This is a genomic window from Indolivaga capnocytophagoides (genome assembly GCF_036511535.1).
GTDB lineage: Bacteria > Bacteroidota > Bacteroidia > Bacteroidales > Dysgonomonadaceae > Dysgonomonas_A > Dysgonomonas_A capnocytophagoides.
Window position 1 is genome coordinate 1,201,540 of record NZ_AP028867.1, and the last position, 25,748, is coordinate 1,227,287.

The 25,748-nt window shown below is 36.2% G+C and carries 19 protein-coding genes; 11 read left to right on the forward strand and 8 right to left on the reverse strand.

Annotation, left to right across the window (positions count from 1 at the left end):
* The first annotated feature begins 3 nt into the window (after window positions 1–3).
* Window positions 4–1,209: a pyridoxal phosphate-dependent aminotransferase gene (locus AABJ51_RS05010; RefSeq protein ID WP_338374634.1), complete on the forward strand. Its 1,206-nt coding sequence runs from the start codon at window positions 4–6 to the stop codon at window positions 1,207–1,209.
* Complete coding sequence (locus tag AABJ51_RS05015; RefSeq protein WP_338374635.1) at window positions 1,209–2,195, forward strand: acyltransferase family protein; 987 nt, start codon at window positions 1,209–1,211, stop codon at window positions 2,193–2,195. Before AABJ51_RS05010 ends, AABJ51_RS05015 begins: the two co-directional genes overlap by 1 nt.
* A 53-nt stretch (window positions 2,196–2,248) precedes the next feature.
* Here AABJ51_RS05015 and mscL read toward each other — a convergent pair whose 3' ends face one another.
* Complete coding sequence (gene mscL / locus AABJ51_RS05020; protein WP_026627404.1) at window positions 2,249–2,671, reverse strand: large-conductance mechanosensitive channel protein MscL; 423 nt, start codon at window positions 2,669–2,671, stop codon at window positions 2,249–2,251.
* Window positions 2,672–2,728: 57 nt separating this feature from the next.
* Complete coding sequence (locus AABJ51_RS05025) at window positions 2,729–4,057, reverse strand: hypothetical protein (RefSeq protein ID WP_338374636.1); 1,329 nt, start codon at window positions 4,055–4,057, stop codon at window positions 2,729–2,731.
* A gap of 301 nt (window positions 4,058–4,358) precedes the next feature.
* Between AABJ51_RS05025 and AABJ51_RS05030 the strand changes: the two genes are divergently transcribed.
* On the forward strand, window positions 4,359–5,015 hold the full coding sequence (locus AABJ51_RS05030; RefSeq protein ID WP_338374637.1) for an HAD family hydrolase: 657 nt from the start codon (window positions 4,359–4,361) through the stop codon (window positions 5,013–5,015).
* A gap of 18 nt (window positions 5,016–5,033) precedes the next feature.
* On the forward strand, window positions 5,034–7,445 hold the full coding sequence (gldG, locus tag AABJ51_RS05035; RefSeq protein ID WP_338374638.1) for a gliding motility-associated ABC transporter substrate-binding protein GldG: 2,412 nt from the start codon (window positions 5,034–5,036) through the stop codon (window positions 7,443–7,445).
* A 124-nt stretch (window positions 7,446–7,569) separates the two neighbouring features.
* On the opposite strand, the gene AABJ51_RS05040 is transcribed toward gldG, so the two are convergent.
* On the reverse strand, window positions 7,570–8,172 hold the full coding sequence (locus AABJ51_RS05040) for a nitroreductase family protein (RefSeq protein WP_338374639.1): 603 nt from the start codon (window positions 8,170–8,172) through the stop codon (window positions 7,570–7,572).
* A gap of 707 nt (window positions 8,173–8,879) precedes the next feature.
* Between AABJ51_RS05040 and AABJ51_RS05045 the strand changes: the two genes are divergently transcribed.
* Entirely contained in the window at window positions 8,880–9,287 is a 408-nt protein-coding gene (locus AABJ51_RS05045) for a DUF3836 domain-containing protein (protein WP_026627409.1), read from the forward strand.
* A gap of 152 nt (window positions 9,288–9,439) precedes the next feature.
* On the opposite strand, the gene AABJ51_RS05050 is transcribed toward AABJ51_RS05045, so the two are convergent.
* The 4 genes from AABJ51_RS05050 to AABJ51_RS05065 all read right to left on the reverse strand — a co-directional run bounded on the left by AABJ51_RS05050 (window position 9,440) and on the right by AABJ51_RS05065 (window position 16,630).
* Window positions 9,440–11,347 (reverse strand): RecQ family ATP-dependent DNA helicase, encoded by a 1,908-nt coding sequence (locus tag AABJ51_RS05050; protein WP_338374640.1) that lies wholly within the window; start codon window positions 11,345–11,347, stop codon window positions 9,440–9,442.
* 20 nt (window positions 11,348–11,367) lie between these two features.
* Window positions 11,368–12,177, reverse strand: coding sequence for an MBL fold metallo-hydrolase (locus tag AABJ51_RS05055; RefSeq protein WP_338374641.1), 810 nt, complete (start codon window positions 12,175–12,177; stop codon window positions 11,368–11,370).
* 18 nt (window positions 12,178–12,195) lie between these two features.
* On the reverse strand, window positions 12,196–13,920 hold the full coding sequence (gene recJ, locus AABJ51_RS05060) for a single-stranded-DNA-specific exonuclease RecJ (protein ID WP_338374642.1): 1,725 nt from the start codon (window positions 13,918–13,920) through the stop codon (window positions 12,196–12,198).
* Window positions 13,921–14,230: 310 nt separating this feature from the next.
* On the reverse strand, window positions 14,231–16,630 hold the full coding sequence (locus AABJ51_RS05065; protein ID WP_338374643.1) for a TonB-dependent receptor: 2,400 nt from the start codon (window positions 16,628–16,630) through the stop codon (window positions 14,231–14,233).
* Window positions 16,631–17,155: 525 nt separating this feature from the next.
* Here AABJ51_RS05065 and AABJ51_RS05070 point away from each other — a divergent pair.
* From AABJ51_RS05070 to AABJ51_RS05095, 6 genes are all read left to right on the forward strand, one after another.
* Window positions 17,156–17,383 (forward strand): 4Fe-4S dicluster domain-containing protein, encoded by a 228-nt coding sequence (locus AABJ51_RS05070; RefSeq protein ID WP_026627414.1) that lies wholly within the window; start codon window positions 17,156–17,158, stop codon window positions 17,381–17,383.
* Between the two features lie 139 nt (window positions 17,384–17,522).
* Window positions 17,523–18,605, forward strand: coding sequence for a 3-methyl-2-oxobutanoate dehydrogenase subunit VorB (locus AABJ51_RS05075; protein WP_026627415.1), 1,083 nt, complete (start codon window positions 17,523–17,525; stop codon window positions 18,603–18,605).
* 104 nt (window positions 18,606–18,709) lie between these two features.
* Entirely contained in the window at window positions 18,710–19,468 is a 759-nt protein-coding gene (locus tag AABJ51_RS05080) for a thiamine pyrophosphate-dependent enzyme (protein ID WP_026627416.1), read from the forward strand.
* 22 nt (window positions 19,469–19,490) lie between these two features.
* Window positions 19,491–20,045, forward strand: a complete 555-nt coding sequence (locus tag AABJ51_RS05085) for a 2-oxoacid:ferredoxin oxidoreductase subunit gamma family protein (protein ID WP_338374644.1) — start codon at window positions 19,491–19,493, stop codon at window positions 20,043–20,045.
* Window positions 20,046–20,275: 230 nt separating this feature from the next.
* Window positions 20,276–21,598, forward strand: a complete 1,323-nt coding sequence (der, locus tag AABJ51_RS05090) for a ribosome biogenesis GTPase Der (RefSeq protein ID WP_338374645.1) — start codon at window positions 20,276–20,278, stop codon at window positions 21,596–21,598.
* A 266-nt stretch (window positions 21,599–21,864) separates the two neighbouring features.
* On the forward strand, window positions 21,865–22,887 hold the full coding sequence (locus tag AABJ51_RS05095; RefSeq protein ID WP_338374646.1) for an FISUMP domain-containing protein: 1,023 nt from the start codon (window positions 21,865–21,867) through the stop codon (window positions 22,885–22,887).
* 50 nt (window positions 22,888–22,937) lie between these two features.
* Here AABJ51_RS05095 and AABJ51_RS05100 read toward each other — a convergent pair whose 3' ends face one another.
* A complete protein-coding gene (locus tag AABJ51_RS05100; RefSeq protein ID WP_338374647.1) occupies window positions 22,938–25,655 on the reverse strand; it encodes an AsmA family protein in 2,718 nt (905 codons plus the stop codon).
* Window positions 25,656–25,748 lie beyond the last annotated feature (93 nt).

A 25,748-nucleotide genomic window follows, 5' to 3' on the forward strand; every position in this document is an offset into this window, starting at 1 on the left:
CATATGCCACTAATATCTGAACGCGGAATAGAAATGCCAAGCTCTCCTATAAGGAAACTGGCTCCATTATCAGACTCTGCGAAAGCAAGAGGTCTGAAAGTATACCACTTGAACATCGGACAACCTGATCTTCCGACTCCAAAGGCCGGATTAGATGCCATACACAATATAGACCGGGATATTCTCGAATATAGTCCTAGTGATGGATATAGATCATATAGAGAAAAACTGGTAAGATACTATGCCAAATACAATATTAATGTTTCGGCTGATGATATTATCATAACTACAGGTGGTTCTGAAGCTGTTTTGTTTGCATTTCTTGCTTGCTTGAATCCTGGTGATGAAATTATTGTTCCCGAACCAGCATATGCAAATTACATGGCTTTTGCCATTTCCGCGGGTGCGAAAATACGAGGAGTTACATCAAGTATAGAAGAAGGCTTTGCACTTCCTCCTATTGAAAAATTTGAAGCCTTAATCAATGAAAAGACTAAAGGTATAATGATTTGTAACCCGAATAATCCCACAGGATACTTATACTCTCGGGCTGAAATGAATCAAATCAAACACCTTGTGCAAAAGCACGATTTATATCTATTCTCAGACGAAGTATATAGAGAATTTATATACACAGGCTCTCCCTATATCTCGGCATGCCATTTAGTAGGTATTGAAGATAATGTTGTGTTAATTGATTCTGTCTCGAAAAGATACAGCGAATGTGGCATACGCATAGGTGCTTTGATAACAAAGAATAAAGAACTACGTAAAACAGTGATGAAATTCTGTCAAGCACGCTTAAGCCCTCCTCTTATTGGACAAATCATTGCTGAAGCATCATTGGATGCAGATCCTGATTATTTAATGGATGTATATGAAGAATACGTAGAACGCCGTAAATTCCTTATTGATCGATTAAATCAGATACCGGGAGTATATTCTCCTATTCCGATGGGAGCATTCTATACAATCGCCCGGTTACCGGTTGATGATGCTGACAAATTCTGCGAATGGTGCCTTTCTGATTTTGAATATGAAGGACAAACTGTATTCCTTGCTCCGGCATCGGGATTCTACACTAGCCCCGGACTAGGAAAAGATGAAGTCCGAATTGCATATATACTGAATAAGGAAGATCTGGGGAATGCCCTTACTGTGCTCGAAAAGGCTCTAGAGACTTACAATATTTACCGAAACAAGAATTAATGCAATTACCAAATATCGAACTTGCTTTACTTTCAAAATACAGGACTCAGTTAATGGGCTTTGCCATGTTATGGATTGTATTATTCCATTTACCTTTGATCTTTTATATTCCGGTTATCAGCGAAATAAAATGGTGTGGGTATACTGGTGTTGATATTTTCTTTCTACTGTCTGGAATGGGTGTTTACTTCTCTTGGAGTAAAACACCATCAACCAGTCAATTCTATAAAAAGAGAATTATCCGTATATTTGCACTGTATATTCCAATACAATTACTGATACAAATTATTCTTGTTTACTATCTCCACTTTCCTATATCATCAATCATACAAGCACTAACCTTCTATGATTTTTGGCTAGCAGTACAAGGACCAACACCTTGGTTTATTCCGGCTATCTGCCTGATGTACCTAATCAGCCCTATTTATTTAAAAGTTACCTCTTCGAAAAATATACTGCAAAATACAGTTATCGGTTGTATACTGGGTTTAGTACTCTTCAGTCTATTCCCCCGATTCTTTTCCGAATTAGGAACACGTATTCCAAACTATTTCATTGGTATCTACGTCGGATATTTAATCAAAAATAAGGTTCAGTTATCATCAACAGGTAAGATATGCATGTATGTATTACTTATAACAGGAATAAGTCTAATTTGTATATTCTTTGCGAATCCTTATTTTAACAACATAGAGATAGGGCCTCTTATCAGATACGTAATGATAATAACAGCTCTCCCGCTTTGTTTATTTATCAGTAGTATTATAAATTTGAGTTCTTCTTACAAATACCCTGTATTAAGTTTTTTCGGGAAATATAGTCTACCAATATATCTTTCACACATTCCCATGTTCTTAATATTAGATCAATGTATCGGAACTAAAATGTCCAAAACATTAACCGGAATTATTTCTATTATCCTTTGTATGATGTTTTCATATTTCACACAAAAGATTATCTATAAATATTTCAAAATAGAGAACTAAATAAGAAAAAGTGGAGAGTCTCAATTTGAGCATCTCCACTTTCTATATGCTTCTTATTTATTCTGTTGTTTTAGCAAGTCTCTAATCTCTGCAAGCAGAACTTCTTCTTTTGTTGGAGCTGGAGGTGCGGCAGGCTCTTCGATCTTCTTTTTTTGTAGAGTATTCATTCCTTTTATAGCAAAGAATATCACTGTGGATATTATTAAAAAGTTAATGACCATCTGAATAAAATTTCCATAGTTCAAACTTACAGCAGGCAAAGCATTACCCGCAGCATCAACCGATGCTTCTTTGATAACAAATTTAAGGTCTGTAAAATTTACGCCATTTAATAATACTCCGATTGGAGGCATTATCACATCATTCACAAATGAAGTTACAATTTGCCCGAATGCACCGCCGATTATAACCCCGACAGCCATATCGACAACATTTCCCCTCATCATGAAGGCTTTTAGTTCTTGAATCATCGACATAATATACTTTTTTTATAGATTATTTAGATATTATTTTTTGTATAACACTCTGCCTTATTAATTGTTTAAGATAATTTCAGTTTTCAATTGACCGGATTCCGAATAGTACGTATTCACAGCTATTTTAGAAAAACTTACTGAAAATTTTGAAAGATGAATCCGAAAAGGAAGCTCCCTTGATTCGTCTAGATTATTAGATCTGAATACCGTTTTGATTCGTAACCGAGTTTTAAATATACTATCATTCGAAGATGTTATTCTGGATACTTTCCCTCTCATCTTCAAATATCTTTCTAATACGTCCCGATCACAGGAATAAAACATATAACCGTCATAAAAAGTTAAGGTAACAGGTTTATTCTCTTTAAATAAAAATGTCGCTAATTGTTCCGAAGTAGTATATACATGCTGCTTATTCAATATTATATCTTTAGTACTTAATCTCTTACCGATATATCCAAGTTCAAGAGTATTCAGTTCTTTAAAAATTTCAAACCTATTCACCCTATTTTTCAATAAAAATACGGGAGCTTTCTGTAAAGTATCAACTTCAAGTTTATAGAGGGGATCTTCGAAACAAGATTTTAATTTATCAGATAAACCGGACTTTGTAAAATCAATACTATAGGACAATAAACTATCCGGCAAAATAGATTTATCAACAAAAACACTATCGGTCAAACTATCTGCGTTCAAAGATTCCTGTTCATATTTCGTATTAGACAATCCTGAAAACTCTAGATTTCCCTGATTATCAAACCCTCCATTAAAAATAAAAGAATACCCATTCTCTTTAAATATTAAATTGACCGGATAGTTAATTTTCAAATCTTTGGATAAAGATTCAAAAGAAGAATCTAAAAACAAATCACTACTGTCCGAGATATCAACAATACGTTCAAGAAACTCATAATTATATCCACCTACAAATATTCCATTGTAAAACATACAGGCAAAAAACTTATTATCTGTACCCGGATAAAATAAAATCCGTGTTCCTTTATATACTCTTTCTTTCGGAGGAAATGCCGGATATAATACATTAGATAATATTTTGCCGATAGCTTGTTCCTGCTCAATCGTTACTTTAGCTACAATACAAGGATAGTTGTTACAAGAGCTTATTAACAAAGGATATGTTATATAAGGGCTTATCGATAATAATACAGGTTTTATCTCCTGAAAATACGAACTGAACAGTTTTACATCTTTTTGCTTATTGATCTGAAAAAGACTTGACGTTTCCGCTGGAATATACGCATACAGATCCTCCTCGAATACCTGCTTATCGTGAGTCAGTTTTCGCAACATCACTATCCCTGAAATCAATATCAGAAGAATAAAAAGTCCAATAATCCCTACCTTTAAATACTTTTTTACTACCATAAATACACATACTGTTCATTACAAAGATAAATTAATTAATGTGAATCAATACTTGTATAATATCTAAAAGGTAACAAAAGTTACAGGATCAATGTACAATTATCAATAAATAATTATTAGTTGTCTATTTCAATCTTTCACCCTTCATTATTAATTCTTCATTTCCCGAAAAGGTTACAAAAGTAACAGCTAAAATGTCGACTTACTGCTGTGACCTTTTATTGATGTTTAATCTGCCGATTCGCATTACTTATAATTAATTATTACTTTTGAATATTATTCATTCTATAGATAAAATAATATGAGTTATAAAGGGGTAATTTTCGATTTCAACGGAACGCTGTTCTGGGATACAGACCTGCACAACAGAGCATGGGATAAATTTTTCGACAAATACCAGATTAAAATGACTGATGCTGAAAAGTTTCAGAAAATGCATGGAAAGAACAATAGGGACATCCTGAACTCATTATTTAACGAACATCTTAGCGATAAAGAAATAGAAGACCTTGCCCTCGAAAAAGAATTGATGTATCAGGAACTTTGCCTGAAAACAGAGATGAAACTAGCACCGGGTGTTGAAGAATTTCTCTCCTTTCTGAAAGAAAAAGATATTCCATACACAATAGCAACAGCGTCGGGTATAGAGAATGTAGATTTCTACTTCAAACACCTTGCTTTATCCGATTGGTTTGACCGAAAGAAAGTGGTTTATAATAATGGCAAGATAAAAAGCAAACCCGATCCCGAAATATATCAGACGGCCATGTCTGTTATAAAACGGAAAGCAGAAGACACTATTGTTTTTGAAGATGCCATAGCCGGACTGGAGGCGGCAAGAAATGCCAAATCCGGAAAAATAATTGTGGTGGACTCATACAACGATGATTACTCAGGCTGGGAACAATATCAAAGGATCCACCATTACAAGGAAGTTGACCGTCAGTTATTCTTATAAATCAGATAAATATCCGTTATGACGGCTTTGATAAGAAAAGAGCTAACAACTATAATATGTTCGGTTACCGGACTTGGTTTCGCTATTATATTTCTTTTGGCCTGCGGGCTTATTCTATGGCTATTCCCCGGAAGTTCAAATATATTGGACAATGGATATGCCGTTACAGACTCATTTTACAAAACGGCATCCATCCTGTTACTGATATTAACTCCGGCTCTGACCATGAGATTGATATCAGAAGAAAAACGCAGCCACACGCTTGATTTACTCCGGTCTAGACCGGTTAAAACCATTACTATCTTATTTAGCAAATGGCTTTCTGCGTTGATATTTGTCATTCTTATATTTATCTCAACATTAGTTTATATATATACCATATATAAATTGGGCACTCCCGTTGGAAATATCGATATTCGCATCGTCACATTGACATACTTGTCTCTGATTATTATTACATCCGTATTTCTAATATCAGGAATACTGGCTTCCTCGTTAACCAATAATCAGATAATAGCATTTTTGTCAGCTTTAAGCTTAAATTTTATATTACTTTATGGAATGGACATGATGAGTAGTGTCATACATAATCCTCAGGTCAAGTCCCATATATTAAATCTATCGTTGTCATTTCATACCGACAGAATCAGAAAAGGATTATTGTATCTGAATGACATAACACTATTTCTGGGATACATCATCCTTTTATTTACAATATCAATTCTGATTTTAGGAAAAATAAAACTTAGATCACTTACTATTTTAATAGGTATAACCTCTCTGTCTATTGCCATGACACTAATACCTGTGTCGGCACGCTTAGACCTGACTAAAGATAAAAGATACACAATCAGTCCAGAATCGACCGTTTTAATGGAAGCGGTAAATAAAAATAATACTTCGATAAGCATCAACATTTATTTCACAGGAGACTTAAACTATGGACTAAAACGCCTGCAAACTTCTGCACTAGACTTACTGAATGAATTAAATGAAAAAGCAGAAAATCGTCTATCCATTTCAATAATAAATCCCTATTCTCTGGGAATGGACAGAGAAACTTTGCCACAATATATGGCGGAAAAATCAATGCCTGCTATCCAGCTAAATGAAATAGACCGAAACGGAAAAATCAGCCGTCAATTAATTTATCCTTATGCGCAGGTAACAAGTAATGGAGATACCTTATCCATACCATTATTAAAAAGCATACGAGGCAATACAGCTGAAGAAAATCTGAATGCTTCGATAGAAGACCTCGAATTCCAATTTTCAGATGCCATCAGACTATTGACAAACAAAGAGAATCAAAACATTGCGTTTATAGAAGGGCATGGAGAGCTTCCCCGCACATATATATACGATGCGGAAGAATCACTTGCTAAATATTACAACATCAACAGAGGACAAATCACGAATGATGTATCAGTTCTTGACAACTTTAAGGTTGTGATTATAGCAGGGCCTACAGAAAAATACACCGAAAAAGAGAAATTCATACTCGATCAGTATTTAATGAGAGGAGGACGCATACTTTGGATTATTGATGGAGCATACGTATCTTATAAAGAACTGACTGAAAAAGGAGAGTCACCGAGTATAAAAAATGAGGTAAATCTGGATGATATGCTATTCAATTACGGTATTCGTATAAATTCCGACTTCATACAAGACGCTACGTGTACAACTATACCGGTAAATTCAACAAACGGTTCATCGTATGTTAATCTACCATGGTACTATTCACCTATATTATTACCCTCGGCAGACAATGCCGTTACCAAAGATATTGACGGAGTTAAGGCATCATTTGCCAGCAGCCTGAATCTGGTTAACAAAAAATTAACCGTGACACCTAAAGTTCTGCTTACCACTTCTGACAAAAGCCACATAGTACGCATTCCTGAAATGATAAGCCTCGATATTGAAAAAATCCAAGATAACAAAGGTTATTTCGATACTTCATTTATTCCGGTAGCGATATCATTAGAAGGCATTTTTACATCAGCGTTCGAAAATAGAATGATGGCTGATAGTATTTCCATAAAAAAAGATCAAATTCTCACAAAAAGCAAGCCTACAAAAATGATTGTTGTTTCATCGTCCGATATTATACGAAATGATATAGAAACACAAAACGGCTCTCCACAAATATTACCAATGGGTTATGACAGATCATCGGGAAAAACATTCGGCAATAAAGATTTTATTGTAAATTCTGTCAATTGGCTCTCAGATGACAGCAACTGGATGCATCTCCGAACAAAATCAAGGCAAATGAATCTGCTCGATAAACAGAAAATATCCGAAAATCGTAATTTATATGTATTTATAAATATTTCGTGTCCGATATTCTTTATACTGTTAGTCTGTGGTGCATTTTCAATGTATCGCAAAAAGAAATATTCAAACAAAAAAAGGAGAACTTAAGGTCTCAGACCTTTTTATTACTTTGGTAAGTAAAACATTCAAAACATGTTACAAATTAAAACACATTATTAAATCCTTTATATTACTTAAATCTGTTCTCCTTTTTATATAGGTTTCTATTTCCTTATTTAAATACTAAAATTCGTTCCGATAACGGAGACACATCTTTTGCTCCAGGTTCCTGAGCAGGAACACCAAATGGCATTTGAGCAATTAGTTTCCATTTTTCATCAATATTCCACGTCTTAGCTACTTCTTCATCTATAATGGGATTGTAATGTTGCAATGAGGCACCGAATCCAACTTCTTCCAACAGAGACCAGATAGCAAACTGATGAATTGCTGATGTCTGCAAAGACCAGCCTGGGAAATTTTCACTGTATGAAGGAAATGCTTTTTGCAATCCTTCGACCACAGCCTGATCTTCAAAAAACAATACTGTTCCATATCCTGAGGCAAAAGAAGTATCTATTTTGATTTCGGTTTTCTCAAAAGCATCTGCCGGCATTTTAGCCTTTAATATACTTTTTACAATATCCCATAATTTTTTATGATTTTCACCCAATAAGAGCACAACTCTTGTCGATTGAGAATTGAATGAAGACGGTGCATTAGTTACAACGAATTCAATAATATCCTGAATCTCTGTATCAGAAACCAAAGCAGTGTTGGTCAATGAATAATAGGTACGGCGATGTTTCATCACCTCTTTAAAACTTTTTGCCATATGTTTTTTTGTTTTGTAAATATAGTCCTGAAGACTTTTAATTGTTTCCTGTGAGTTTAAGTATATCATAAGATGCTTAAGTCACCTTATATAACAAGACAATAAATAGATTTGTTTTTGCTTTTAGGTAACAGAAAGTATTTAATAACGTGTTTTTTTTAGTTACAACAAACTTTTGCTGTTATGCCTTCAAAGTCAACAATTCAAGCAGTGAGAGCAAATACAAATTTATTTTGATTATGCCAAATCGCGAGAAATGCCTTATGAAATAGTATAAATAGGCCTGAGGCCTTAGAAACAAAATCAGCACTTATACAATATCATATAATCATACAATTTTAACCAATATCATATTAACAGATATCAACAAACAACAAAGCTTCTTCATAAATATCATTTTAACACCACATCTTATCTAATCAGATAAAAACCATCCATATTAAAACAAAAAGACAAAACACAACATATCCATATATAGAAAAACAACACACATACAAAAGACTATAAATAAGATATATAACACCAAAACATCAGATAACAAATCTACAAACCCAACATCATAGAACATATCCAATCCAATAGAAATATGTTTAATAACACTTTTGATTATTTTAATATCATTTTGCTAGGAAGACAACAAAATAACACCTACTTTTACATCACAAAATTAATAAAACAAAAGTTCAACAATTTAAATACTTGACATTATGAAAGCAAATGTTTTTACTTCAGCCATTGTTGCATTATTTATTTTTGTAACCAATTCATTGGTAGTGAAAGCAGATTCTGACGCTTTACTCTATCATAACGTAGAAAAACAAGACAATGTCGTTTCAACTACTTACTTTAAAGGTGACGGAAAGAGCGAAAACCTCATTCCTTTCAAAAAGAAAGTAAATACAATGAACGAACAAGGTATATGTGTATCGAAAGTTACATATATATGGAACGCAACCAATAAAAATTGGTTACCTCTCGACAAAATGGACTATACCTATGACGGAGCAACCGTTACTAAAGTAAGCCGTTATTCATGGAATGAAAAATCTAAAGATTGGGGCAAAGCTCAACATGTATCTTACGATCAAAACGAAAGCAACTTATTAACAAAGTAATATACTACTTAATTTCACTTAATTATATAAATATAAAAACGGGGATGCTGTGAAGTATCCTCGTTTTTGTCTGTATTAAGTAGTAAAACATTGAATGATGTATTTTTAAGCAATAACCTGCTCTTGCAGTCATACACAATAGGCCTGAAACCTTATTTTGTTCTCATCAGACAACCTTCTTCTAAGAGAAAAATACCTTCATCGACTTGATATCGTATAACAGCCAGTATGTTCTCTTTACTATATTCAGTCAGAGAGTTTAAAATATCCTCAAGAGCAATACCCTGATCGGCATCATCAAGCATTCGACTGATCAGATTACTTATTGAGCGAAATTTAAAAGCTGTTATCCCCGAATCATTTTTCGTTAAACAGACATCACAGCATCCACAGTCTTTTGCATTTTTTTCGCCAAAATAAGCGAGTAGCATGCGGCTTCGGCATACGTCATTTCTCTCAACATATTCGGTTATACCTTCAATACGTTTTGTAAATCTTTCTTTTCGAATCTCATAAACACTTTTGGAGATCACTACATATTTTTTAGCTAAACGAGGTTGTGTGTACACCACAAATGGTGTTTTTTTATACGGAATGTAATCAATAATATGCCTTTTCGACAACAGCTTGAGCATCTCGTATACTTCCTTTCGTGTTTTCTGGATATGGACACCAATTTCACCTTCGTTTATATTTATATAACCAGCAAACAATCCGGTATACAATCTCAGAATAACATTGATAAGACGTTCGTATTCTGGATCAAACTCATACTTATACAACTCATCCCTGTATATCTTGAAAATAAGACGTGATTGATTGTCCGCCTCATCCGTATACTCTATATAACCGGCCAGACTCAAAATCTTCAAAGCATTATGTGTCGGTAAAACAGGAAATTTATAAGCCGAACAAAACTGATGAAGATTAAAATCATAAGCCATTTCAGTACCGAATCCCTCCGCTACCTGAAAAAAATATGCTAACGATTCATATATAAGAAGTATAAAATCCCTCTCAGGATATTCGTCCGATATGCGTTTCTTTAATTTTGTACTATCCGTTTTATTATATAAGATTGTCGCATAAGCTTTTTTCTCGTCCCTGCCTGCCCTGCCTGCCTCCTGATAATACTCCTCTATTGAATTGGGCAAGTCCATATGAACAACAACCCTAACATCGGGCTTATCGATTCCCATCCCGAAAGCATTTGTAGAAACAATAACACGGCATTCATTGTCTTTCCACGTATTTTGTTTTCGTGATTTTTCATAAGAAGGCAATCCCGCATGATAATAATCTGCCTGAATTCCATTTTTCACTAGGCTCTCAGCTATTTCTTTAGTTTTAATCCTGCTCCGAACATAAACAATAGCTGTACCCTGTGTCTTTGTCAATATCTGAATAAGTGACGAAAGTTTATCATCCGTATATCGTACTATATAAGACAGATTTTCTCTCGAAAAGCTTTTCCGAAAAACATTTTTCACCTTAAAATTCAGAATCTCCTGAATATCGTCAGTTACCTCCGGTGTAGCTGTTGCTGTCAATGCTAAAACAGGAACATCCGGAAACTGCTCTCTGATAGAGGCAATATTCATATAAGAAGGACGGAAGTCGTACCCCCATTGCGAAATGCAGTGAGACTCGTCAACAGCCAGCATACAGAGATTCATATCTCTGAGCTTTAGCTGAAACAAACGGGTAGAAAGTCGTTCGGGTGAGATATACAAAAATTTATAATCTCCCAGTATTGCATTCTCGAGTGTTGTAACAATCTCAGAATGGCTCATTCCCGAATAAATAGCCAATGCTTTTATCCCTTTAGCCCTCAAATTGTCAACCTGATCTTTCATCAACGCAATCAAGGGAGTGACCACAAGACATAAACCATCAAGAGCTAATGCCGGAACCTGAAAGGTGATGGATTTCCCCCCTCCGGTAGGCATTAGCCCTAATGTATCTTTACCGGCATAAACCGATTTTATAATATTTTCCTGTAATGGGCGAAAACTATTGTATCCCCAATACTGCTGTAGTATTTTATGAAAAATATCCACTTCTTAGATCGAAGGATTTCTTATTTACTGGACATCGGACGAACTAAAATTTTTATATTAGTTCCTTCCAGTGCCTTTTCCATATCCTTATCATTAAAATCAGCAAAATGATATGGATATAAATAAACCGGCTTCACTTTCTTTGCAGCATCCACAAACATATCATCAGTCATTGTATAAGGCAGATTCTTAGGTAAGAATGCAATGTAAATGTCAGATAATTTAGTCATCTCCGGAATATTTTCAGTATCTCCTGCCACATAAACTTTTTTATCGCCAAAAGTCAGTACATATCCATTTCCACGACCTTTGGGATGATAAAATACACCTTCGGGAGTCTTATGTTCAATATTATAAGCAGGAACAGCTTCTATCGAAATACTATCGAAAGAAGTTATGTCTCCATTATTCAGAACCTCTCCTACTCCAAGTAGTCCATTCACAACCTTAGAGGTTATAAAGTGAGTATCGGACTTTTTTATCTGATTAATAGCAGTTGTATCCAAATGATCACTATGTTCGTGAGTCAAAAGAATCAAATCCGCCTTAGGTTGTGTTGAATAATCTGCCACTTTGGAATAAGGATCAACATGAATAACCTTACCTTTATATTTAAATACAATCGAAGCATGTCCCAACAGAGACACTCCCAATTCGCCGTTATTTGTAATATAGGCATCCTGGCTTATACCATGAGGTTCTTCTTTTTCCATACTTTGCAGATAAGATGATTCATTTGCCTTTTTATTATCACTGGAGCATGCGGCTAATGCTGTAAACATCAATAATAATGCTGAGATAATAGTTGTTGTTGTCGTCGTTCTTCTCATTCAATGTTAAGTTAAATATTAGGTAAATTGACCTTTATCTATATCTTTCACATAGAGTTGCGTATTCGTCTTCCCGTTATGGACATTTTGTTCCAGGGTATAACAAATATCAAACAAATCGGTTTTCACCAATTGATAGTTGTTACTTTGCCTGAATGCGATACCATGTATCAAAGCACTGCTTGTAGCATCAAACATATCAAGTTTGATATGTAGATGATCTTTCCCCACGAGCTTGCTTGTCCCGTAATCACTTACGTTACGCGTCACAAAAACAGGATTCAGATTCTCGGGTCCAAAAGGTGCGAACCTCCCCAAATCGGATATAAATTTAGCATCTATATCTTTAAATGTAAGTTCTGAATCAATATCAATCTGAGGACACATCATTTCCGGAGCAATTAATTCGACAGACATTTCTTCGAACCTGCGTTTAAACTCCGGTAAATTTTCCTCTTTCAGAGAAAGTCCGGCTGCATAAGTATGCCCTCCAAAATTCTCCAGAATATCCTTACAAGCCTCAATTGCTTTGTATACATCAAATCCCATAACCGAACGAGCCGATCCTGTTATAAGATCGTTCGACTTAGTAAGAACAACTGCCGGACGATAATACTTTTCGGTAAGGCGGGAGGCGACAATACCAATCACTCCTTTATGCCAACTATCGTTATAAATGACTATACTATTGACTTTACCTATCTCCAGAGTCGATTCTATATAATTGGTCGCTTCATCGGTTATACGCTTATCAAGCTCCCGTCGGTTATCATTGTAATGGTCTATATTTTCACTTTTAGCACGGGCATCCTGTGTAGAGTTTGCAAGCAAGAGATCCACAGCCTCTTTTCCGTTCATCATACGCCCCGAGGCATTGATACGAGGGCCTATTTTAAAAACGATATCACTTACCGTGATGGGTTTATGACTCAATCCGCAGATATCAATAATACCTTTCAATCCCATACTGGGACTATTATTGAGCTGTTTCAACCCATAATGGGTCAATACCCTATTCTCACCTGTTAAAGGAACAATATCCGACGCAATACTCAAAGCCACCAAATCGAGGAGATCAAGCAGTTCGCTAAAATCAATCTTGTTGTTCTGCGCTAATGCCTGAGCCAGTTTAAAACCGACACCACACCCCGAAAGATGTTCATAAGGGTATATCGAATCCAAACGCTTGGCATCTACAACAGCAACAGCATTGGGTAATGTTTCATCGGGCATGTGATGATCACAAATTATGAAATCAATCCCTTTACTATTTGCGTAGTTAACTTTCTCTATAGCTTTAATTCCACAATCAAGGGCTACAATCAAAGTCACTCCGGTTTCCGAAGCATAATCAATTCCCTGTTCCGATATACCATACCCTTCGTCATACCTATCGGGAATATAATAATCGAGATTTGTTGTAAACTTTCTTAAAAACTTATAGACTAAGGCAACTGCTGTTGTCCCGTCTACATCATAGTCACCATATACCAAGATACGTTCTTTCTGTCCTAAAGCTTTTTCAATTCTGTCAACCGCTTTATCCATATCAGGAAGTAAAAACGGGTCATGCAGATTTTCAAAACTTGGATGAAAGAATTTATCAGCCTCATCTACAGTGGTTATACCACGCTGGATCAACAGCTGGCACAGAGCCGGGTGTAAATTCATCTGTTTAGCTAGTTCATCTTTTTTTTCTGTATCTTTTGGTGTAAGTGGTTCGTAATTCCATTTGTAAATCATTATATATTTGTTTTTTCTTTTCTGCACGGGGGAGAAGCTTCTATCAGCCTCTAAACTCTTTACTCAAAGCCTTTAAGGTCACAGACCCATTTATTAACTTACCTAGTATAACAGCAAAATCGGGTATCACTTTAGATCACCTCATTAATATTTACCATTATTAATCTATCTAATCCGATAGAACTTTCCAAGAGTATAATACGTAAAGATACTACATTATATATAACAACAGATAAGTAGCCGTTGTTTTTATTAAGCAAAAAATACTAAAAAATATCACATTTAAACTAGTAGACCTATTAATATAGAATTAAAATTCGGCTACGATTTTTAAATTTAGTTGACGCCCTGTCAGATAATTGGGCACAGCATACTGCTGATCAAAAACATCATTGATCCAGTAAAACGAATTTGTGTTATTTATATCGAATAAATTAAAAACATCCGCTCCCAACCAGATATTTTTAAATAAACTGCAAAACGAGCTTCTATTTCTTATCGAAAAGTTTTCTCCTAAAACCTGCCATGCAAAGCCCAAATCAACCCGTTTATAAGCAGGTGTCCTGAAAGTTTTAGAACTTATAAATCCGCTATTAGGTGCCGATTGAGGCAATCCTTGAGATAAACTGGCACTCAAACTCATCGTCAAACGCTCTATTCCCGGAAAATAGTCTCTGAAGAAAAAAGAAAGGTTGTATCCCTGATCAGTAGGCAACGGTGCTTTTATACCATTTACATCCTGCTGGGTTTTCATAAAAGAAAGACTCACCCAACTATCTGTACCTTTGATAAACTCACCGAACAATTTCATATCTAATCCCATAGCATATCCCTTACCCTGATTTTCTCCGGAATAGCGGATCTTTACATTATCAACAGTATAGGGAACCAAATCGGTCAGATGTTTATAATAGACCTCACTTGTGAATTTGAAAGGACGGTCATCAGCCATGAACTTATAATCACCACCCAGAACAAACTGTAACGATTTTTGTGATTTTATATCCTCATTCAACACTATAACAGAATTATGACCGACTGTTTCGATACGCTGGTACTCCTTATAAAATGGAGTCTGATAATACAATCCAGCAGCAAGGCGTAAGGTAAATTTATTATTCGGAACATAGGCCAGGGATGCCCGGGGGCTAACCAACGATTCATCATTAAATGACCAATGACTAAACCTCACACCGGCATTCAGATAGAATACATTGTCACCGGATGTAAATTGATATGTATCCTGTAAATAGGCAGAATAACGGGTTGTATTTGTTGAGTTATCTCCTTTCAAATTGGAATAAACACTCACAATATCGGGGATATTAGGTTTGGAATAACCCGCCGAATCTCTCATATTCCACTCTTTTATCTTATCTTCAATCTTTTCTTTTTGAAGTGTAATCCCCCATTTTATATGGTGATTATTAAATCTGAAAGCACCCTGATGAGATAGAGTCGACACATCTGCATTCAATTTATTCCGGGCATGTTCAAGATACGAGCCTATCGCCAGCAAACTACCGTTACTCCCCTCGGCTCCTCCTCTATCCAAGCCGGAGTCAGTCAGCATGTACTCTCCTGAAATATCATAACGTTCATATTCTCGAGATGAAAAGGCTGAACCGGAAAATCCAATTTCAAAATTTTCCGATAATTTACCATTTACACTGAGAGCTCCAAAGTAAGTAAGGAATTTATCATGCTCCCAGCCATCAAAATACACTTTAAAGTTTTTGGCATTATCTATCGTTCCGAATTTAGTTTCTCTGCTCTGAGGTGCGAATTTAAAAACATTACTAGACAAATTTCCAAGGAAGCTAACTTCCCATTTCGATGTAAGCTGCAAAGTCATGTAAGTCTGAGCATCTACAAATTCCGGATCATATTCTGCTTCGGTATCAGTTGTACCAAGCAGGCTTTTCGTTGTTTTATATCTGAATCCGGTAATTTGAGAAAAACGACCCGAAGAACTCCCTATATAAGCATTTGCACCTAAGAGACTACCAGAAACCACCCCTTCGAATCCGGTCGGTTTTTTATAAGTAATATCGAGTACCGAAGACATTTTATCCCCGTAAGAAGCATCAAAACCTCCTGTTGAGAATTTTACATCTTTAGTCATATTCGGATTAAGAAAGCTGAGCCCTTCTTGTTGTGCAGATCTTATTAGTAACGGGCGATATATCTCTATACCGTTGACATAAACAAGATTCTCGTCATAATTACCACCTCTCACCGAATATTGATTACTCAGTTCATTGGTTTTACTAACTCCACTCTCCATAGAGATACGGGTTTCGATAGAAGGATCGGTCAATAAATTAGAGTTTCCTAATTCGATATTCTGGATAGTATTAGTCTGAGCTTTTGATCCGGTAACGGTTACTTCTTCCAACGTTTTTTCTCTAAGCATAACATTTAAAGTCATATTGCCTACAACTTTCGCTATCTTCCGTTCTGTTTTCTGATATCCCAATACCGAAAACTCAATCGTCACCGAATCACCCACAGGTACAGACACTTGATATTTACCCTGACCATTCGTAAAACCGCCGGATACAGATCCTCTCACAGATACACGAACAAAATCGACCGGTTGATTATCAAAGTTTGTGACTGTTCCGCTGATTTTCGCCTGCTGAGCTGCCAGAGAGAAAATTACTATGAAGAAGAAAAATAACGAGTAAATTCTTTTATCTATTATCATTTATTATATCCGCTAATATCAACAACATACAACCTTTAACATTATACAATTGAACTATAAAATCCAAACAATGTTATATATAACGTGTAATACAAAAGGATCAAACCTTAGGTTTACAAAGTTAATTTATATTTTGAATATAATCATCTCTATTTTATGACTAAACTGCCATTTAATATACTCACCTATCCTATAAAATCCTTTAACCCCCCACTATTTTAAGAAAAAAAGTTCTATAATTTCCAGAGCATCCTTATCTCGAAAATGCTTATTTGATTGGATTTTAGGTATCATCATGAAAGATTCATTAACATTCTGTTGACAACTTTATGATTGAAGAAAGCCAAAATGCAATATTATAATATAACTTTGCGTCCGTAGATACAGGAAAATCTAAAAGCTATTAAATATAGCAAGTCTTTAACGGCACATTTCGAAGAGAAATCTTCAGCCGTTATCATACTTGGTAAGTTAGTAAACAGGTCTACGACCTTAAAATATATAGACAACTATCATTTAAAAGGAATGGCTAAAGTTAAAGGAACAGTAGTGGTCAATGTCGAACGTTGTAAAGGCTGTGACCTCTGTGTAGTATCCTGCCCGTGTGATGTACTGGAATTGCAACCGCGAGAAGTAAATCAGAAAGGATACCATTACGTATATATGAAAAATGAAGATGCATGTATTGGCTGTGCCAACTGCGGATATGTTTGTCCGGATGCATGCTTAACCATATATAAAAAGAAGATATAAAAAAGATACAGCAGATATATTTGCTGTATCTTTTTATTTTCAAACAGATTATAGTTGCTTGATCAACAATTTTCTCAGATTTTGGTTTTCTCAGCCAATCTATAGTCTGTACATATTTAAGAACTTTCAACATAACATTATGTCAGAAGAAATATATTTAATGAAGGGCAACGAAGCCATTTCACATGCAGCCATCCGGCTTGGCGTCGACGGATATTTTGGATATCCTATTACTCCCCAATCGGAAATATTGGAAACTTTAATGGCCGAAGCCCCTTGGAAAACCACCGGAATGGTAGTGTTACAGGCCGAAAGCGAAACAGCTTCCATCAATATGGTATACGGAGGTGCAGGCTGTGGAAAAGCAGTGATGACATCATCATCAAGTCCCGGATTGAGCCTTATGCAAGAAGGACTATCATACATTGCAGCCGGTAGTCTTCCCTGTCTCGTTGTAAATGTTATGCGTGGGGGACCCGGACTTGGAACAATCCAACCCTCGCAATCAGATTATTTTCAAACAGTGAAAGGAGGAGGACACGGCGACTACAAAATGGTAACGCTAGCTCCTGCATCAGTTCAGGAAATGGCAGACTTTGTAGATCTGGGATTCCAACTGGCATTTAAACACCTGACCCCCGTCATGATCCTTACGGACGGTGTTATCGGGCAAATGATGGAAAAGGTAAAACTACCCGAGTACCGAAGAAGACGTACCGAAGACGAAATACGTAAACAGTGCCCATGGGCTACTTTAGGCAAAACACCAGACCGTAAGCCTAATATTATAACCACCCTTGAGCTTGACGCCCATGCGATGGAACGTATCAACCTTAATCTTCAGGAAAAATATAAGAAGATAGAAGAAACAGAAATCCGTTATCAAGAAATCAATTGCGATGACATGGATTATTTAATAGTAGCTTTTGGCTCAGCAGCTCGTATCAGCCAAAAAGCCGCAGAACTGGCACGTGAAGAAGGCTTAAAAGTCGGCATAATCCGACCAATAACCTTATGGCCATATCCTTCTCAGATCATCAATGAGTATGCTTCAAAGGTAAAAGGTATACTGACTGTAGAATTTAATGCAGGACAAATGGTTGAAGATGTTCGTCTTGCTGTTAACGGAAAAGTTCCGGTAGAACATTTTGGACGTCTGGGAGGTATCATCCCCACCCCGGCGGAAGTTGTTGCTGCCTTGAAAAATAAACTTATTAAATAAGGCTTTCAGACCTTTTTTCGACTTGCTACAAGGTTAATAGCTGTTCACAACATCTTTTTCCCGTGCAAGACATAGAAAGTTATAACAATTAAGAATTACAATTTATGAACACCAGTATAGTAGATCCTCAAAATTTGGTATATGCCAAACCCGAACTGATGAATGACAATCAGATGCACTATTGCCCGGGTTGTTCGCATGGTGTCGTACATAAACTCATCGCCGAGATTATCGACGAAATGGGTTTACGTGATAAAACTATAGCTATAGCACCCGTAGGTTGTGCTGTATTCGCATACGATTATGTTGATATTGATTGGCAGGAAGCTGCACATGGACGTGCTCCGGCACTGGCTACAGCTATAAAACGACTTTGTCCCGATAAGCTTGTATTTACTTATCAGGGAGATGGGGACTTAGCCGCTATTGGGACAGCCGAAACAATACATGCCGCCAATAGAGGAGAGAATATTGCCATCATCTTTATTAATAATGGTATATATGGCATGACCGGAGGACAGATGGCTCCAACCACTCTGCAAAATATGAAAACATCAACCACTCCAAACGGACGTGATACTTATGAGAATGGTTATCCTCTGAAAATAACAGACCTGCTAGCCCAACTCGAAGGTGTTTGTTTTGCAACCCGTCAAAGTGTACATACAGCACCTGCTGTAAAAAAAGCGAAGCGAATGATTGCTAAAGCTTTTCAGAATTCTTTGGACGGAAAAGGAACATCTATTGTTGAAATAGTCTCTACCTGCAATGCTGGATGGAAAATGACTCCGGCGGGAGCAAATAACTGGATGGTAGATAATATGTTTCCGGTATATCCAATCGGAGATTTAAAAGATATCTAAGGTCTTATTTTAAAGAAAAATTATGGTTAACGAAATTATTATAGCCGGATTCGGTGGACAAGGAGTTTTATCAATGGGTAAAATTCTGGCATATTCAGGATTGATGGAAGGAAAAGAGGTTTCTTGGTTTCCGTCATATGGTCCTGAGCAACGGGGTGGTACATCTAACGTAACAGTAATACTCAGTGATGACGTTATCAGTTCGCCCATTGTCAGCGAATATGACATTGCAATTATTCTGAATCAACCCTCACTCGAAAAGTTCGAATCGCAGGTAAAACCGGGAGGAATTATCTTATATGATCCGGACGGAATTCATCGTCCGCCTACAAGAACTGATATATCTGTATATAAAGTTGACGCTATGGGAAAAGCATCAGAAATGCAAAACCAAAAAGCGTTCAATATGATTGTATTGGGCGGCTTGCTCAAAATAAAGCCGGTAGTAGATCTCGAACATGTAATGATGGGATTGAAAAAGACTTTACCGACAAGACATCACGGTCTTTTACCTATGAATGAAAAAGCCATTCTGCAAGGTATGGAGATTGTAGAAAAAGTAAACATTTCCGCATAAACGGAAGCTATATAAGACAGAATAAAGACCAGTCCGGCAAACGGACTGGTCTTTATTGCTTTATCAATCTGTTTTTGCATTGCACAGCTAATTAATAAATAGGTCTGCAACCATAAACCAATAAAAATGTGTACCTTTGCAAAAAATACAGAGAAGCAGAACTTCTTGTTTTTTCAAGAGAAGGTATCAACAGTATATACTTACTTATATTTATTAGAGTTTAAGAATTTATGGGAAATTTAGTAGCGATAGTTGGACGCCCGAATGTAGGAAAATCAACATTATTCAACCGCTTGACACAATCGCGTCAGGCTATTGTTGATGAAACTTCAGGAACAACTCGCGATAGACAATATGGAAAAGTTGAATGGGGCGGAAAAGAGTTTTCGCTTGTGGATACTGGTGGCTGGGTTGTAAATTCGGAAGATATATTCGAAGAAGAAATCAATAAACAAGTGGCCATAGCTATTCAAGAAGCAGACATTATTTTGTTTGTTGTAGATGTGATGAACGGAGTGACTGATCTCGACCAAAGTGTAGCCGGTATCTTACGACGGGCAAAAAAGCCGATTATATTAGTCTCAAACAAAGCTGATAACTTTAATGTACATGCCCTTTCTGCCGAATTTTACACATTCGGTTTGGGTGATCCAATAAATATTTCGGCAATTAATGGAGCAGGAACCGGAGATTTACTGGATGAAGTTATTACAAAACTGCCAACTAATGAGGAGATCGATTTTGAGGATTACGAAGAGAATATTCCCCGTATTGCCATAGTGGGTCGTCCTAATGCTGGTAAATCATCATTTGTGAATGCTCTTATCGGAGAAGATCGCAATATCGTTACTAATATTGCAGGCACTACCCGTGATTCCATTTATACTAAATTCGATAAGTTCAATATGGACTTTTATTTAGTAGATACGGCCGGAATACGGAAAAAAGGGAAAGTGACCGAAGACTTAGAATACTATTCAGTAATACGATCTATCAAAGCAATCGAAAATTCTGATGTTTGTATTCTAATGCTGGATGCAACACAAGGTATAGAAAGTCAGGATTTAAATATATTTTCGATCATACAAAAAAACCGAAAAGGATTAGTTGTATGTGTAAATAAATGGGACTTGGTTGAAAATAAAGAACAGGTAGTTATCAAGACTTTTGAAGAAGCTATCCGTAACCGATTGGCTCCCTTTACAGACTTTCCTATTATTTTTGCATCGGCTCTAACTAAACAGCGTATACTAAAAGTATTGGAGACAGCAAAAGAGGTTTATAACCACAAAAAAGTAAGAATTCCAACTCATAAATTAAATGAAGTTCTGCTTCCTATTATAGAGCGTACTCCTCCTCCATCTAATAAAGGAAAGTATATTAAGATTAAATATATCACTCAGCTACCTAATACGCAGGTTCCGACTTTTGTATTTTTCTGTAATCTTCCTCAATGGATAAAGGACCCGTATAAGAGATTCCTCGAAAATCGCATACGTGACCATTGGAATCTTTCAGGAACACAAATAAATATCATTATCAGAGAAAAATAAAAACCAAAGTGATACTCTTATACTCTTGAGTGTCATTAGAGAATAAAATAGGAAAAAAGACTGCCGAAGAATTAGCTGCGGGCAGTCTTTTTTTCTTTTATAAAATTAAAAGGGCTGTATATTTTTTTATTTGCATAAAAAAGACATATATTTAACATTCGTTAAATTTCAATCAAACTTTACACTTAATTTTTTTAACATGAATTGCCAAAGTCAAACATTTTACTGTACTTTTGCCCGAACAATAACAGCAAAAAACAACACTCGTGAAAATCAAATCTAGCTTTTTGATGCTTCTTACAGCATCTTTCTTCTCTGCATGCAGTGATTCAGAGAATTACGAAGTGACTCCACCAGATCCGGGGGGCATAAAAGAAATCGCCGTAAGCTTCGTTGACCCAAATCGTAATACTTCGGCAAAATATGAGGCTGTAAAAATCGGTGAATATTTATGGTTTAATAGTAATATAAACCACTATCCGGCCAGCGTAGAAACCACAAGAAGTCAAGTTGACCTTGTTCTTTCGAGATACCGCCTAGATCCGAAACGGTACAAGACCTCATTGAGTGATATCAATAAATATTATGGTCTATACTACAATCGGGCCGACTTTGAATATCTAGAATTGAACCGACGCAATTACCAGATAAAGGAAAACGGCAAAGATGCTCCCGTAGGAGCATGGGGAGCCCCCTCAAATGCTGATGTAGCTCAATTATTTGCAATGTGCGGCAACGGTACAGAAAGTGATGTAAGAACAATGCTCACTTGTAAATCCGGAAGTAATTCGGCTGCAGTTGCCGATTACACTTATTGGTTTAGCAACAAAAACACCAATAAATATGGGTTTAACCTGATGCCGGGGGGAGCCAGATTTCATGCCTACGATAAATGGACTTTAAAGCACAACCATAACGATAACGACATAGATGTTTTTGATGTAGCACCCGGAGATTTCTATGGATTTGTCGAAGCCGCTATAATAGTAACATGGAACGGGCGTGTTACAATAGACGATTACATCAAATTCGACAATACTAAAAGCTGGCATTTAATGACTGTCCGATGGTGCAGACAATTAACTGACGATGAGTTGGGGTATAAACTCTATATAAATCAGACACAGACCGATATTCTGAAAGCAGGATTAAAAGACGCTGTACCATCAGGATATACAGAACTCCCCAGAGGGGCATTAAGAGGATTCTACGTCCAATTTATTATAAACGGAGTAAGACCAAATACCTCTGTAACCGAAATGTTACAACTGGCAAAAGGCTTAGCATAAAAAAAAGAACAGACATTAAACGTCTGTTCTTTTTTTAGAGTTCCGAAATTTCAATTTTCAAGTAATTTCACTTTCTCTTCTGATTCATCCAATAATTTTTGGGCATTTTTCTTCGCCTCCGAATTCAATTTGGCTGCAGCTTTATCAGCGGCTAATTTAGCAATAGCACCTTTCGGAGCAGCAGCATCAATCAATTGCTGTCCTGCTTTTTGAGCTTCTTCCACTACTTTTTCGGATGCAGTTTTTGCTTCGCTGCGTATTTTAGCGATTTGCTCTTGTTTATTCTGAGTTATTTTTGACGAAATATTATCTGTGTTTCCATTACCGGTGCTTGTTCCTCCCAACAACTGCCCGGCAATACTACCTATGACACTTTTTGCATCAACTTTTATTTTAGGATCATTAAATGTTCCGGTTATCGTAAGAGGAACTGCATTCACAAAATTATTAGACATGTTTTTAGGCAAAGTTACCGATCCTTTGTAGTTAATCGTCTGATCTAATCCGGTCATACCTTCTAAGCTCAATTTCCCACCATCTCCAATATTAATGGCAAATGGTTTGGTATTGATCTTTCCATCCTTTATCGCGAAAGGTATATTTACATCTTTAGCGGTAATTGATTTTAATGAATTAGATTTAAGAGCAGATGCCAACTCATTCAAGACTTCTACATTTTGGACTTTCACCTCGTTAGATTGAATCAAACCACTGGCAGTTAAAGAGCCCAGCATCTGAGAAATATTACTCCCCATAGAAGTATTGAGATTAATATCCATAGAATAATTCCCTAACATTTTCTCAAAAATAGGAGCAAACTTTTGGATAGCCTCCACGGATTTAAATGTTTCAGCAAAAGAAGCCTTGCTAATATTCAATGCCAGATCTACTTTCGGAGCTGATACACTTTCTGCCGTATTATATGCTCCTGAAATCTTAGCGATTCCCCCTAACACATTAGCCGAAACATTCTGCATTCGGGCAATACCATCCTTAACCGTTATAACACCTCTCAGATTATTAATATTCGTTTTTCCGTACACAACATGTTTCATATCGGCATCCATAGAAAAATTGAGATTCTGAGGTATCATAAAGTTATCAGATGAGGGAGATGTTCTTCCCGAAGAAGTTTTTTCTTTGTTTTCAGATGGAGCAGCACTTGCTGTTGCCGTATTTTTATCGGCATCCATAAAATCATTGAGATTAAAATAAGATGATTTCAAATGAAGCTCCCCTTTCAACGTTTTATTTTTTAATACATAAGCTATTAAATTCTCCAAACGCCCGTTAGCAGACAGATCGTTATCTCCTATTTTAATATCAAAAGTAGATAAATTGACAAACTGTGGCGAAAATTGTAATTCTGCATTATTTATCAGTATAGGTTTGGAAGCAGTGCTCTTATATTGCATATTATTGATCTTCAAAGATCCATTTGCATCAATATTCTGATATTGTTCTTTCTCAATAGCCGACATACGGGCTGCTACATTTAAATCTGCTGTCAATTTCCCATTCAGATCAGTTCCTTTTTCTAAAGGATAAACATCCTTAATCATCGACAAATCGATAATACCTTTCATTTTGGCTTTTAGGTTTGCATCACTCATCGGAGTTTTTATATTCAAACTTGCCGAAAAGGGATTACCCGCCATCGTGAAATCAAATTTGCTGATATCTAATACCACGTTATCCAAATCTCCACCGGTACTACTAACACCCATGATGACATTTATGTTATCGACCGATTTCGGCAAAGATGGATATCTAAACATAGCATCCTGTATCAATATTTTAAAGTCAAATGCAGGATAATGGTCTCCCTGCATCAGACCTTTAACATACCCTTCAAGCGAAGCCGTTCCTGACGTTTTGAGGTCTTTAAAGTCATTTGTATATAATGCAGGAAGGATAGACAAAATATCTTTGAACTGAGTATCCGGAGCTTTTAATTTAAGGTCAAAATATTTGCCGTCATCCCCGACAAAACTAAATGTTCCGTCAAGAGACGCTTTTACGTCATTCAGTTGAATATTACTCTCAACGAATGTCAGCTTAATCTTGTCCATATCCACATCGACTGTAGCATCAGCCAGCCCCTTGATTCTTGATAAATAAGGTATACCATCCATTGTAAATGAAACTTCACCAATGGTAGACTTTGTTTTTAAAGTTGTATTCTTGGCCGTAAAATCACCAGAAACCTCCCCACTCCAGTCTGATAACAAAACTTTCATATTCAGAGATTGATCTTCGTACAACAGCTTGCAATGATTTAACGATACCTTTTGCAGCTGAAGTTTAAAACCTCCGTCTCCGGAGTCGGTATCATTGTTAACAGTCTCTGCAGATACACTATCAGTCTTCATTATATCCCAATTGACACGACCATCAGCCAACACTTTGGCATAAACCTGTGCCTGATCCATATTTATACGTGACACAGCATAATTTCCTTTTATTATTTCCCAAAGGGACAATGTGATATTTGCCGACTTAGCCTTAACCAAAGTATCTCGGGCAAAATCCCCCACACCACTTACCGACATATCTTCGAGAGATAATGTAATGTTTGGAAAATTAGAAAATGCACTTATACCAAAGTCTTTAATAAATAACTCGGCATTCAGTTTTTCATTCGCAGCATTAATAACCGCATCCTTTATCTTCCCTTTAAATAGCAAAGGAACAGTAAATAATAGAATGAGCAGTACAACAAGAATTCCGCCTCCTATAAGCAAACCTTTCTTTACATTCTTTTTCATAAAATTGACCAGTGTTAAAATCTCAGCTTTTTGATATTGTTTAATAAACATGCAACAAAAACAACTAAAGGTAAACTATATATCAAAATGACA

Bases quoted from the DNA above. Each gene is read 5' to 3' on its own strand.
- AABJ51_RS05010 (WP_338374634.1), top strand. From the start codon at position 4: ATGCCACTAATATCTGAACGCGGAATAGAAATGCCAAGCTCTCCTATA.
- AABJ51_RS05015 (WP_338374635.1), top strand. From the start codon at position 1,209: ATGCAATTACCAAATATCGAACTTGCTTTACTTTCAAAATACAGGACT.
- mscL (WP_026627404.1), bottom strand. From the start codon at position 2,671: ATGTCGATGATTCAAGAACTAAAAGCCTTCATGATGAGGGGAAATGTT.
- AABJ51_RS05025 (WP_338374636.1), bottom strand. From the start codon at position 4,057: ATGGTAGTAAAAAAGTATTTAAAGGTAGGGATTATTGGACTTTTTATT.
- AABJ51_RS05030 (WP_338374637.1), top strand. From the start codon at position 4,359: ATGAGTTATAAAGGGGTAATTTTCGATTTCAACGGAACGCTGTTCTGG.
- gldG (WP_338374638.1), top strand. From the start codon at position 5,034: ATGACGGCTTTGATAAGAAAAGAGCTAACAACTATAATATGTTCGGTT.
- AABJ51_RS05040 (WP_338374639.1), bottom strand. From the start codon at position 8,172: ATGGCAAAAAGTTTTAAAGAGGTGATGAAACATCGCCGTACCTATTAT.
- AABJ51_RS05045 (WP_026627409.1), top strand. From the start codon at position 8,880: ATGAAAGCAAATGTTTTTACTTCAGCCATTGTTGCATTATTTATTTTT.
- AABJ51_RS05055 (WP_338374641.1), bottom strand. From the start codon at position 12,177: ATGAGAAGAACGACGACAACAACAACTATTATCTCAGCATTATTATTG.
- recJ (WP_338374642.1), bottom strand. From the start codon at position 13,920: ATGATTTACAAATGGAATTACGAACCACTTACACCAAAAGATACAGAA.
- AABJ51_RS05065 (WP_338374643.1), bottom strand. From the start codon at position 16,630: ATGATAATAGATAAAAGAATTTACTCGTTATTTTTCTTCTTCATAGTA.
- AABJ51_RS05070 (WP_026627414.1), top strand. From the start codon at position 17,156: ATGGCTAAAGTTAAAGGAACAGTAGTGGTCAATGTCGAACGTTGTAAA.
- AABJ51_RS05075 (WP_026627415.1), top strand. From the start codon at position 17,523: ATGTCAGAAGAAATATATTTAATGAAGGGCAACGAAGCCATTTCACAT.
- AABJ51_RS05080 (WP_026627416.1), top strand. From the start codon at position 18,710: ATGAACACCAGTATAGTAGATCCTCAAAATTTGGTATATGCCAAACCC.
- AABJ51_RS05085 (WP_338374644.1), top strand. From the start codon at position 19,491: ATGGTTAACGAAATTATTATAGCCGGATTCGGTGGACAAGGAGTTTTA.
- der (WP_338374645.1), top strand. From the start codon at position 20,276: ATGGGAAATTTAGTAGCGATAGTTGGACGCCCGAATGTAGGAAAATCA.
- AABJ51_RS05100 (WP_338374647.1), bottom strand. From the start codon at position 25,655: ATGAAAAAGAATGTAAAGAAAGGTTTGCTTATAGGAGGCGGAATTCTT.